The organism is Dermabacter sp. HSID17554 (assembly GCF_003989295.1).
GTDB lineage: Bacteria > Actinomycetota > Actinomycetes > Actinomycetales > Dermabacteraceae > Dermabacter > Dermabacter vaginalis.
The window spans coordinates 274,105-285,938 of record NZ_RBLW01000002.1 but is presented as its reverse complement, the minus strand read 5'-3'; the positions used below and the strand labels follow the sequence as shown (position 1 = coordinate 285,938).

The 11,834-nt window shown below is 63.4% G+C and carries 8 protein-coding genes; 5 read left to right on the top strand and 3 right to left on the bottom strand.

Annotation, left to right across the window (positions count from 1 at the left end; all coding sequences use genetic code 11):
• Positions 1 to 21 precede the first annotated feature (21 nt).
• Entirely contained in the window at positions 22 to 1,281 is a 1,260-nt protein-coding gene (gene tgt / locus D8M36_RS04360; protein WP_126847041.1) for a tRNA guanosine(34) transglycosylase Tgt, read from the bottom strand.
• Between the two features lie 113 nt (positions 1,282 to 1,394).
• On the opposite strand from tgt, the gene D8M36_RS04355 reads away from it, so the two are divergent.
• From D8M36_RS04355 to D8M36_RS04345, 3 genes are all read left to right on the top strand, one after another.
• Positions 1,395 to 3,800, top strand: a complete 2,406-nt coding sequence (locus D8M36_RS04355) for an acyltransferase family protein (protein WP_126847039.1) — start codon at positions 1,395 to 1,397, stop codon at positions 3,798 to 3,800.
• Between the two features lie 119 nt (positions 3,801 to 3,919).
• Positions 3,920 to 6,007 (top strand): DUF6541 family protein, encoded by a 2,088-nt coding sequence (locus D8M36_RS04350; RefSeq protein WP_342342898.1) that lies wholly within the window; start codon positions 3,920 to 3,922, stop codon positions 6,005 to 6,007.
• A gap of 51 nt (positions 6,008 to 6,058) precedes the next feature.
• Complete coding sequence (locus D8M36_RS04345; RefSeq protein ID WP_126847035.1) at positions 6,059 to 7,372, top strand: M18 family aminopeptidase; 1,314 nt, start codon at positions 6,059 to 6,061, stop codon at positions 7,370 to 7,372.
• Positions 7,373 to 7,469: 97 nt separating this feature from the next.
• On the opposite strand, the gene D8M36_RS04340 is transcribed toward D8M36_RS04345, so the two are convergent.
• Entirely contained in the window at positions 7,470 to 7,790 is a 321-nt protein-coding gene (locus D8M36_RS04340; protein ID WP_238638380.1) for a hypothetical protein, read from the bottom strand.
• The gene (locus D8M36_RS04335) at positions 7,783 to 9,216 is read right to left on the bottom strand and encodes a glutamyl-tRNA reductase (RefSeq protein WP_126847033.1); all 1,434 of its coding nucleotides are present in this window, start codon (positions 9,214 to 9,216) and stop codon (positions 7,783 to 7,785) included. Before D8M36_RS04335 ends, D8M36_RS04340 begins: the two co-directional genes overlap by 8 nt.
• A gap of 58 nt (positions 9,217 to 9,274) precedes the next feature.
• Between D8M36_RS04335 and hemE the strand changes: the two genes are divergently transcribed.
• Together hemE and hemG are read left to right on the top strand one after the other, a co-directional pair.
• The gene (hemE, locus tag D8M36_RS04330; protein WP_126847031.1) at positions 9,275 to 10,354 is read left to right on the top strand and encodes a uroporphyrinogen decarboxylase; all 1,080 of its coding nucleotides are present in this window, start codon (positions 9,275 to 9,277) and stop codon (positions 10,352 to 10,354) included.
• Positions 10,355 to 10,365: 11 nt separating this feature from the next.
• On the top strand, positions 10,366 to 11,805 hold the full coding sequence (gene hemG / locus D8M36_RS04325) for a protoporphyrinogen oxidase (protein ID WP_126847029.1): 1,440 nt from the start codon (positions 10,366 to 10,368) through the stop codon (positions 11,803 to 11,805).
• The last annotated feature ends 29 nt before the right edge of the window (positions 11,806 to 11,834 follow it).

Sequence of the window (11,834 nt, the reverse complement as noted above, 5' to 3'; positions counted from 1 at the left end):
ACTATCGAAGCCGCGCACGGCTTAGCGGTACTCACCGTAGTAGGCACCCGTGCGCTCCTCGCGAAGCGCCTCAAAGTCGCCGCTCAGGATCGCCGCGCGAATTTCCTCGACGAGGCGCACAACGAAGCGCTCGTTGTGGATCGTGCACAGAGTCGAGGAGAGCATCTCCTTTGCCTTGAAAAGGTGATGGATGTACGCGGCTGTGTAGTGGGTGCACGTGTAGCAGTCGCAGCTCTCATCAATCGGTGCAAATTGCGTGCGGTACTTCGCGCCCGTGAGGTTCACCCTGCCACGTGCCGTGTACACGGCGCTGTTGCGCGCGACGCGCGACGGCGAGACGCAATCGAATGTGTCGGCACCCGCCGCGATGCCCGCGAACAGGTCGTCCATTTCGGAAAGACCAAGAAGGTGGCGCGGTTTCTCGTCGGGAAGCTCGTCCGTCACCCAGCCAACGATCGTCGAGAGGTTTTCCTTCTCGAGGGCACCGCCGATGCCGAAGCCATCGAACTGCCAGCCCTCCACGGTCATCGCACCAAGATCACGCGAGGCCTTGCGCCGCAGATCCTCGTATTGCGCACCTTGAATGACGCCCCACAGCATCTGGTAGGGCTTCCCCTCGCGCGCTTTGGTGAGACGTTGATGTTCGGCGATACAGCGCTCGGCCCACAGCCGCGTGCGTTCAAGTGCTTTTTCCTGGTAGCCGCGCGAGTTCATGAGAGTCGTGAGTTCATCGAAAGCAAACATGACATCCGCTCCGAGCGAATGCTGGATCTGCATTGAAAACTCCGGCGTAAAACGATGCTCGGAACCGTCGATGAAGCTGCGGAAGTTCACGCCGTCATCGTCCACGTGCGCGAGGCGTTCCTTGCCCTTCTTCGTCGCAAGATCCGTGCCGTCGGGCGTGCTCGCGCGATCACTGCCCGCGAAGGACTCGGAGAGCACCTTCTGGAAACCGGCGCCGAGGCTCATGACCTGAAAACCGCCCGAATCGGTGTAGGTGGGGCCACTCCAGTTCATGAACGCCCCGAAACCACCCGCCTCGTCAACGAGCTCGTGACCCGGCTGCAAATAAAGGTGGTAGGCGTTCGCCAGGATCGCTTGCGCGCCGAGCTCTTTCATCGACTCCGGTAGGACCGATTTCACGGTCGCCTTCGTGCCCACCGGAATAAACGCCGGGGTCTGAATATCGCCGTGTGGCGTGTGAATCACGCCCGCGCGGGCCTTGTCACCGTGGTGCGCGGCAATATCAAAACCCGCGCCTTCTTTTTCGCTCGTGCTCATTGGGCCATTTTCCCACGAGAGAGCGCACACCGTCGACGCCCATAAGGGGTGCGCTCGGGCTCGCGGCCTGTAAAGTTCTGTATCGTTCCACGTTCACATCATCGGAAGGGCACATGGCGAACGCACGCGGGCACCGTGCCCCTTCAACGAGCGAGGGCGCGCCGAACTTTGCGCTCGAGGATTTCGTTCAGGACGCGCAAGAACCCGCACTCGAGAATCTCGACGACTTCTCGTGGGTGCAAGAGGCCGAGGAACGCGAAAGCGAAGACATCGCCGCGTGGGGCGCCGCCGAAGACACGGGCGAGCCGTTCGTGTGGTACCAGGAACCGCAGGTCGCCGAGCAGCCGTCGGACTCCTCCGCACCCGGGCACAACACCCCCGCAGCACCGACCCCTAGCGCCCCAGCACCGAAGGCGCAGCCCTCCCACTTCCGCCCCGAGATCGAAGGGCTTCGCGCCGTAAGCGTGTTCATGATCGTCGTCTACCACGTGTGGCTCGGGCGCGTCTCGGGCGGCGTCGACGTCTTCCTGTTCATCTCAGCGTTCCTGCTCGGCTCCTCGTTTGCGCGGCGCCTCGATGCGCGCAAACCGTTCGGGCCCGTGCGGTACTGGCTGCGCACCTTCACGAGGCTCATGCCTCCCGCGACCATCGCGATCCTTGGCACCCTCCTTGGCAGCTACCTGATCCTGCCCGAATCCTCGTGGCAAACGGTGATTTCCCACGCGATCGCCTCCGCCACGTACATCCAAAACATTTGGCTGTCGATCACGAGCGTGGATTACTACGCGCTCGACGCCTCAACCGCCTCCCCGCTCCAACACTTCTGGTCACTCTCGCTCCAGGGCCAGGTGTTCCTCACATGGCCGCTGCTCTTCATCGCGGCGAAGTATGCCGCGAGGAAAAGCGCGCACCCTCGCCGCGTCGCCTTCGGATTCTTTGCCGTGATCGCGGCCGCGTCATTCGCATTCTCGATCTACTACACGGCCACGCATCAATCGTCCGCCTATTTCTCCACGCCCGCGCGCGCATGGGAAGTCGCGTGCGGCACTCTTCTCGCCCTGAGCCTCCCCACCCTCGATCGTCTTCTCGGTTCGGCCCGCCCCGGCTCCCCCACCGCGCCGCGCCACCGCACACTGCGCGCCCTCGCCGGCTGGGTGGGCTTTGCCCTGCTCGTGTCTCTCGGCATCGTGCTCAACGTTCAAGGCCTCTTCCCCGGCTGGATCGCCCTGTGGCCCCTCACGGGAGCTGGCCTCATCATCGTTGCGGGATACTCCGGTACGTCGTGGGGCTTCGACCGCGTGCTCACCATGAAGCTCCCTCGCGCTCTCGCGTCGAGCTCGTACAGCCTCTACCTCGTGCACTGGCCGATCCTGATCCTGTGGCTCGCCCACTCCGGGCAAAAGCGCGCAGGCGCCCTCGACGGCCTCCTCGTCATCGCGGGGAGCATGGCCCTTGCGTGGATTCTCTCCACAATCGTCGATTCGCGTTTCCGTAAGCCCTCGTGGAAAAGCGCGCCCTGGTGGCGCTCCCTCACGGTCATCGGCACGTGCCTCGCCCTCGTTCTCGGCGGGGCGCTGGGACTCCGTGGCTACCTCGCGAGCCAGCAAACGTCGGACCCCATCACCGCCGACTCGCCCGAGAGCTCACGCGTTCTCACCGAACCCTTCAACCCCGACACCCTCAGCCCGAAGGGCTTCGAGCTGGACGACCAGTGGCCAAGCCTTCCCCATCTGTGTGACGACCCGAGCGGCGTTCTCGTCGCCACGAAAGATATTCCCTGCGAAACCCTTCGGCCTCTTGACGCGAAAACCAACGCGACCGTCCTCGTCGTGGGCTCCTCCCACTCACGCCAGTTCATCCCCACCCTCCTCGCCGAGGCCCAAGCGCACAACTGGCAGATCATCAACTTCACCAAGAACGCGTGCACGTTCCGCGAAGATTCGAGCCTTCAGGACGGCGAGTACTGCAAGGGCTACTTCGACCAGGTCATGAACGCTATCGACGCCCACCACCCCGATCTCGTACTCATGACGTCGACCGCGGCAACGTCAACCGGGACAGATGAGACTTTGCCTCCAGGTACGCGCGAGGGCATCCAGGCAGTTCTCGATAGGGGCGTCAACGTGCTCGCCCTTCGCGATGCTCCGCGCTGGCCGACGAGCCTGTACACGTGCGCCGAAGCCGTCATCGATGCCGGGGGCGACCCCGCGCTCGCCAACAAGGAGTGCGGCGCCGACCTCAGTTCAAAACTTGCGGCGACCGACCCGAGCACGGCTTTGGCCGGCATGACCGGGGAGGGTGGCGCGAAGCTCTACCGCCTTGACCTCAACGACCTCATTTGCCCAGACGGACGCTGCGCCCCGATCCAAGGCAACGCGTACGTGTACATGGATGACAACCATCTCACCCGCACGTTTACGAGCGGGATCGCGAAGGACGTGACAGCCCGCCTCGAAGAGCTCGAGATTCCGCTCGGCAAGGGCGCGGGCAAGGCGGGGTCCGACGGCGAAGGGACCTAGGCGTTTACTGCCATAATTGGCACGAAAACCCAGCGCCAGGCAAAGCGCACCGTTTTCCATGTACTCTCGTGAGGTACTTCTTTCACCCATAGCGCTCAGCTTTCACTTCAAGGTGGCACATGACCTGGCAACCTCTCATCCTCCCCGCGGTTTTCGCGTGCTTGTGGGTGACCGTGCCGGGCATTCTCGCCATTTCGGGGTGGCGTTCGGATTGGGTATCGAAAGTTCTTTTTGCACCACTCGTGTCCGTGGGCATCATCGTTCTTACCGCGATCGGGGCCCAGAGCATCGGGATAAAGTGGGGCCCGCTCCCTGTCCTTTTGACAACGGTGGTGCTGTGCGCGATTTCATGGACGCCCTGGTTGATTCGTCATTACAGGGGCGGTCGTCGCGGAAGGGGCCACCACTCTCACCGCGCAGACATGGTTTCCCGTCGGCGCGCCGTGCCAGCCAACGCTGACGCGAACGCAAAATTAACTCTCTCAAGAATCGGCCATGCACTCACATGCATGCCCGCGATGCTCGTGGTGGCCGTCCTGGGCTACTGGGTTCTCATGCTGCGCCACGTTCGGAATTTTCTCCAAACTCCCTACGCCTTCGGTCAGCAATATGACAACGTTTTTCATCTCAATGCTATTAGAGGGATCGTCGAAACCGGTCGAGCTTCAAGCCTGACACTGCAGGAACACATCCAGCCGGTGTCAACCTCGCATTTCTACCCTGGCGCTTGGCACGACATCGCCTCTCTCACCCTTGCGTCTGTGCAGTCCATGCAAGTCGCAATTGGTACGAACGCCACGATCATCGCCGCTCTTTTGATCGTTTGGCCTGCATCGATCATTGCTCTTCTCAAGGTTTCGCTCCCCCGCGATCTGTGGAAGTACGCCATTCTCCCCGGCGGTGTCGCACTCGCAGCATTTCCCGCTTTCCCCTTCCACTTTCTCGACTTTGGAGTTCTCTACCCCAATTTCTTGGGATATTGCCTTGCACCTTCCCTGGTCGCGCTTTTCATGATGGTCGTGCGCGGACCTCTCCGCCGCAATCTAAGCTGGCCTTTTATCGTCGTATCGGCCGTCGCAGGCTCGGCCGGTACGGCGTTGGCTCACCCAACTGCGGCCCTCGTTGTCATGCTCTTTTGCTCAGCCTTCGTTCTGCTGGAACTCCTGCGCGCACTCGTCACACGGCAATGGTCCAGCGTTGCTTTTCGGGCGGTGATGGCTCTTGCGCTCTGTTCAGCAACGGTAGCGGCGTGGGCTCGGCTCCGCCCCTCCGGCTCTTCAGCGGATACGTGGGCCCCGGATCTCACGGTGACGCAAGCGATTGGCACGACGATCATCCACCACCCTATTTACGGTGTGACGCAGTGGGCGGTGGGCTTTCTTGTGCTCACCGGCCTCTGGGCTGCTGTCCGTCGCTCGATTTACCCACTCATCGCCTTCTGGGGGATCAGCGCAGCTCTCTATGTCGTTGCTGCATCATTCACTCGTGGTCCCTTGAGAACCGCGCTCGTCGGGGTGTGGTACTCCGATCCCGAGCGACTCTACGGACTGCTTGGTCTCACGACAGTGCCTCTCGCCATAGCGGGGCTCGGGTATCTCGCCTCCCTTGCCGGCACCCTCGTTTACCGACTCCGCGGGAGGGTCCGCTATTCGCATCTCGTGGCGGCGTTAGCTTCAGCGCTCGTGGCTCTCGGAACAGTGTTCGCGACGCAAGCAACCCCGGCCATGGACGCCAAGATCGACGGGATGGAGCGTTTCTACTCAGTGACGAGTACCTCCAACACCGTTAACACCCAGGAGATGCTCTTTATCGAAGCTCTCCCGCGTTATCTCCCGGAGGATGCCGTGGTCTGGACAGACTCTTGGCACGGTGAGGGTCTTATCTACGCTTTCACCGGAATTAACGTGACGGGTCGCCACATGGGCAGTTACGGCTCAGACCCCTCCTCCATCTACGTGAGGGACCACCTCAACGAGATCGACACCAATCCCGAGGTCTGCGAGGCTCTTCGCGACGTTGGCACTCCCTACGTCGTCCACTTCGAGGGTCATAATGTCAACTCTGCGGGCGTGCAGCACCCGGGTTTGACGCACCTCCAAAAAACAAAGGGCCTCACGGTCGTGTACCGGCGAGGAAACGCCTTCCTGTATCGCGTTGATGACTGCGGTTTTTCACCAGGCAGCACACGTCTACCTAGCGCCCAATGACTCGTAGTCGCGTAAGCTTGTGACGCTACTCTCCAGCGAAGGGACCTTCACGTGAACCGCTCTGACACTGCAGCCGCCCAAGCTTTTGCCCAGGAACTAGGGCGTTTTGTTTCTCAGTCGCCAAGCTCGTTCCATGCCGCCGCGACCGTCAAGGCATCCCTCATCGAACAAGGCTTCATCGAGCTCGATGAAGCCGAAGCCTGGGCCAGCGTCACTGCCGGTGGCCGCTACGTCGTCACGCGCGATGGCTCCGTCATCGCGTTCGTCGTTCCAGATACAGCCGTTTCGACCACCGCACTTCGTATCTTCGGAGCGCACACGGATTCACCAGCGCTGAAACTCAAGCCCAAAAGCTCGATCACCTCGCACGGCTTCAACCAAGTTGGCGTCGAGGTCTATGGCGGTGCGCTGTTTAATTCTTTCCTCGACCGCGACCTGAAACTTGCCGGTCGCATCGTCCTCATGGACGGCGAGGAAGTTCTCGTGCACACGGGACCGTACCTGAGGGTTCCGCAACTGGCGGTCCATCTGGACCGCGCTGTGAATCGCGATGGGCTCACGCTCGATGCTCAAAAGCACCTCCAGCCGATCACGGGACTTGCAGAGGGTGGCGAGCATGACGTCCTCGCCGATCTCGCCGCGATCGCGGGGATCAACCCGCAGCACATCGCGGGCTACGACATCGTGACTGTCGATGCCCAGGAGCCCCAACTCATTGGTGCCCGGCAAGAGTTTCTCGCGAGCGCACGGCTTGATAATCTCCTCTCCACCTTTGCAGGGCTCGAGGCGATTAAGGCCCAAGACGCATCCGCACACGACCACATTTCCCTCTTCGTCGCGAACGACCACGAAGAAGTCGGCTCGGCAAGCCGTTCCGGGGCGGCCGGCCCATTCCTCGAGGATGTTCTCACGCGGCTTTACTCCGCACTCGGCGCGAGCGATGAAGAACGGCGACGCGCATTTAACCGCTCGATCGTAGTGTCGTCAGACGTCGGCCACTCGGTCCACCCGAACTACCCCGAGCGCCACGACCCCGCCAACCAGCCGGTAGCTGGCAGGGGCCCTATCCTGAAGATTAACGCCGACCAGCGCTACGCGACCGACGCCCGCGGGGCCGCATTCTGGGCTCGTGCATGCGCCCATGCCGGCATCGAGTACCAGGAGTTCGTGTCGAATAACGCAATGCCGTGCGGTTCCACAATCGGCCCGATTACCGCGACTCGCCTCGGCATGACGACTGTCGATGTGGGCGTGCCCATCCTCTCCATGCACTCATGCCGCGAGCTGACGGCGGTCTCCGACCCGTATGATCTCTACCTTGCCGCCACGGCAGTCTTCTCACCCGAGGTTCCCTCAATTTCATAGCCTCGAGCGGTTTCGCCTGCTTCTTTCCGAACAGCGGTCATGAACACGACCTTCGTTCCTGCTGGTAAAGGCATGGAATACACGAGCGCACAAGCTTTTATTGCGCTGATTCGATCGCGTCCCGCGCCGCGTCGGCGCGCTCGACGATCGTGTCGTCACCGGACGTGTCACGCACGCGGCGGGCATCCTTGGTGAGCTCGTCGATCTGGTAGAGGGCGCTGTCGAGAAGGCCCTCGGCCGCGCACAAGAGAGCGAGATCGATGCGTGCGTGGATCGCCTCGGGGGTGTCATCCCCATCGACCAGCAGCGCGGGAAGAGAAGCGAACGCACCCGCACTTGACGCGGGAGCCCCTTCGCTGAGAAGCGCTCGAAGGCGCGCCTCGGCACTTTCGCCAATCTCAACGCGGTCATCAAACATCGCGTTCTCCCCCGTGCTCGGTGTGCGCAGCCTGCTCTTCTTCGCGCGCCTGGGCGGCTTCCAGATCGCGGCGCATTTGTTCCATTTTCGCGACGCTCATGGGCGGCCGCTCAAGCCCCTCGCGCGTGGGAGCGGCTGATTCCGACGCTGACCGGGCACCATCGACGCTCAATGTTCCCGAGACGTCCACCCCGAAAATGGTGTGGACGGCTTCGAGGAACTGATGAGCCTGGCCGGTCTTGGCAAGCTCTTGCGCGCGCACCATCGGGGAATGAAGAAGCTTGTTGTAGACGCGCCCCAGCGAGCGTTGCACCTGTTCGGCGGCGGCTTCGCCGGAGCTTCGGCGCACCTCGTCCACTTCGAGAACGATCATGTCCTTGACGCTTCGGCGCAGAGCGCTCACGGCGGGGTCAACGGCGCGGATCTGCTGGCGTTCTTCGAATCGCACAACGCCGGTGTCGATCAGTTCCCGTGCGCGCGCGATCTCGCCGTGGCCGCTTTCACCAGCTCTGATCGACTCGAGCGGGATGACGCGCACGCCCGGGAGTGTTGCCGCTGCGGGCTCAATATCGCTGTGAAGCGCGAGATCCAACATCACGAGGTCTTCGCTCGTCGCCCGCTGTTCAAGGGCGCGGGTCAGCATGGGGGTGTCGATCGCGTACGTGCCTCCGCCGGAGGCGGCAATGACGACGGTGGCCTTCGCGAGTGCCGCTTCGAGATTCTCTGGCGCTACCGGCAGCGCGCCGTGCGAATCGGCAAACTGTTCGGCGCGGCCGCTCGGGGAAAACACGTGAAGGCCGCCGATTCCCCTCAGGTGCAGTTCGGCGCTCGCCACGCGGGCCATGGCACCGGTGCCGATCAGGAGAGCGTCGCGCCCCTCGAGCTCAGTCCGGAAAAGGTGCGCGGAGTCGAGGGCGACCGCAACGGAGCTTCGCCCCGCGGCTCCAACCTTGGTCTTCGAGGTGACCTGCTTTGCGGTGCGCAGTGCCCCCTGAAACAGGTCGTTGAGGAGCGTGGTGGTGTGTCCGGCGGCGAGGGCATTCGTGAAGCTTGCCCGCACTTGACCGGTGATCTCGGCCTCGCCGAGCACCTGGGAGTTCATGCCTGCGGCAACTTCGTACATGTGGCGTGCGGAAATGCTGCCGGCATCAACGACCAGCATTCGGGCGACTTCCTCCGAGGGAAGGTTGCTCGTATCGATCACGGCTCGCGTGACGAGGTCGATGGCATCGTGAAAGCGGTCAACATCGGCGTACACTTCGAGACGGTTGCACGTCGCGAGGCATACCCAGCCCGTAAGGGGCTGCTCCGGGTGGGCCTCGTTCAGCGCGGCGAGGCGCGCATCAAGGTTTTCGGAGCCGCGGGTGATGCGCTCGAGACCCTCGAGTCCTAGGTTGTCGTGTGTGGCACGCAGCGCAATGAGCATGGCGCAAGCCTACGGCGCCGGGACGTCTTTCTCATCGAGATCGGGCACAATAGAGGCGATGACCACGCCACACTCTCCCACGCCAGCTGTTCCTTCCACCGCATCCAATACCGCCCTTGTCACGCGGCTCGCTGGCCGAGGCGCCGAAGTCGCCTCCGCACCACCGAGCGTGTGGTTCATGCGCCAGGCGGGTCGCTCGTTGCCCGAGTATCGCAAAGCTCGCGAGGGTACGAGCATGCTCGAGAGCTGCCTCATGCCCGAGCTCGTCGCGGAAATTACACTCCAGCCAGTGCGTCGGCACAAGGTCGATGCGGGCATCTTCTTCTCCGACATCATGGTCCCGCTCAAACTCGCGGGCATCGACGTGAGCATCGAACCGGGCATCGGCCCCGTGCTCGCCCACCCGATCCGTTCCAAGGCCGACATCGATGCTCTGCCGCCGGTCGACGACGTCTACCGCGCTTCACTCGAGCCCATCCGAGAAGCCGTGCGTCTCGCGACCCGTGAGCTCGCAGCGACGCCTCTCATTGGTTTTTGCGGGGCGCCGTTCACCGTCGCGAGCTACATGGTCGAGGGGCGCCCAAGCCGCGATCATCTTCGCACGCGCGCTCTCATGACTGCCGAGCCCGAGCTGTGGGGGCGTCTGGCCACGTGGGTGGCGGACCTCTCGGGTGAATTTCTTCGCGCGCAGGTTGAGGCGGGCGCGAGCGCCGTGCAGCTTTTTGACTCGTGGGCAGGCTCGCTCGCCGAAGCGACGTATCGCGCTCACGTGCTTGAGTTCTCGTCGCGCGTCTTCACGCACCTTGACGGCCTCGATGTTCCGCGCATCCACTTCGGCGTTGGCACAGGGCACATGCTCCACGCCATCCACGAGGCCGGCGCAACAACCGTCGGGCTCGACCACCGCACCCCCATCCCCACCGCCATTGCCACTCTCCCGGCCGGCACGGCCCTCCAAGGCAACCTCGACCCCGCCCTCCTTTTCTCCTCAGAAAAAGCCCGTCTGGCAGAGGCCGCGCGTATCGTACGCGAAGGCCGCGCTGCCGCCGGGCACGTCGTCAATCTCGGCCACGGGGTACCACCCGACACGGACCCGCAGGTCCTCACCGACCTCGTGGCATTCATTCACGAACAGTAGGAGCACTGGACATGCGTACGATCGATACCGTCGTGATCGGCGGCGGGATCTCCGGTCTTATTTTTGCGCGTGAACGCGCCCTGCGAGGCGAGCAAGTTCTCGTGCTCGAAGCGAACGCTCACGTGGGCGGGGCAGTGTGGTCACACACCCTCGAAGGAATTGAAGCCAACACCGGGGCGGAAGCTTTCGCGATCGGGCGCGGCGCCGTGCTTGACCTCGTCAAAGACCTTGGCCTTGAGGATCGCGTGGTGGCACCCGCGACCGGCTCGAGTTTCATCGTCGGCGACGAACGCGCTTATGCCTCGCCGCGCAACGCTGTGCTCGGTATGCCCGCGAAGCCCCTCGCGAAGGACGTGCGCGACGCCCTCGGCTTTTGGGGTGCCGTGCGAGCCTGGCGCGAACGCTTCGTGCCAGCGAAGCGGGCAACGGGCGAGAGTGTGACCGTTGCCGAGTTTGTGCGCGCACGCTACGGAAAAGCCGTGCTCGAAAGGCTCGTGGCCCCGATCATCCGGGGCGTGCACTCGGCCGATCCTGACAAACTCGAATTGCGCGCTGTCATGCCGCAGCTCGCTGAGCGCGTGCGAGAGCTCGGGAGCGCTCGCAGAGCGGTCGAAGAAATCCTCGAACGTCGAGGGGTGCGCTCGAGCTCCGGATCCGCGGTGCATTCGCTCACGCCGTCAATGGCGGAACTGCCAAAAGCCCTCGCGCGCGACATCGAGGCCCACGGCGGAAGGATCTTCACTCACACCCCCGTGCTCGGGTTGCGCGCCTCAAGCGAGGATCGAACGTGGACCATCACCGCCGCGACCCGGGCAGCGGCCTTCACGCGCGAGTTCAAGGCCCGCAACCTCGTGATCGCCACGGGACCCGAGTTCGCGCGTCACCTTCTGAGCGCACCGGCACCCGCCATTGCGAACCTCATCCCCGTTGCCCCCGCAACGCCCGTACGGCTTGCGACGCTCGTTCTCGACAACCCCGAGCTGAACGCGAAACCACGAGGCAACGGCGTTCTCGTTGACCCGGCCTCGACCACGATCCGCGCGAAAGCCATGACCCACGCGAGTGCCAAGTGGGAGCATATTCACCGCGCCGCGGAAGCCTCGAAGCCCGGGCGGAACGTCGTTCGCCTCTCCTATAGCCCCGACCCCGAAGGAGACCTGCCCGAGCCCGAACAGTTCCCGTGGCTCGCGATCGACGATGCTGCCGCGATTTTTGGCATGAAAGCGTCGGACCTGAACGTCGCGAACTGGGCCCTCACCGACTGGACCGGCACCATGCGTCAATCCGGTCCGGGCCATACGGCGGCCCTCGAGACCCTCGCGCGCGCACTCGAAACGCAGACCCGCGGGGCCGACGCTTCCCTCCCCCACCTCGAACTCACGGGCGCCTGGCGCGCCGGCAACGGGCTCGAGGCCATTACCCGCTTCACACGCGAGCTCGCCTCGCGCTAACACTTCACGCACCACACGAAGAAAGGACG

Coding starts and splice junctions, on each gene's coding strand:
- tgt (WP_126847041.1), bottom strand. CDS start 1,281: ATGAGCACGAGCGAAAAAGAAGGCGCGGGTTTTGATATTGCCGCGCAC.
- D8M36_RS04355 (WP_126847039.1), top strand. CDS start 1,395: ATGGCGAACGCACGCGGGCACCGTGCCCCTTCAACGAGCGAGGGCGCG.
- D8M36_RS04350 (WP_342342898.1), top strand. CDS start 3,920: ATGACCTGGCAACCTCTCATCCTCCCCGCGGTTTTCGCGTGCTTGTGG.
- D8M36_RS04340 (WP_238638380.1), bottom strand. CDS start 7,790: ATGTTTGATGACCGCGTTGAGATTGGCGAAAGTGCCGAGGCGCGCCTT.
- D8M36_RS04335 (WP_126847033.1), bottom strand. CDS start 9,216: ATGCTCATTGCGCTGCGTGCCACACACGACAACCTAGGACTCGAGGGT.
- hemE (WP_126847031.1), top strand. CDS start 9,275: ATGACCACGCCACACTCTCCCACGCCAGCTGTTCCTTCCACCGCATCC.
- hemG (WP_126847029.1), top strand. CDS start 10,366: ATGCGTACGATCGATACCGTCGTGATCGGCGGCGGGATCTCCGGTCTT.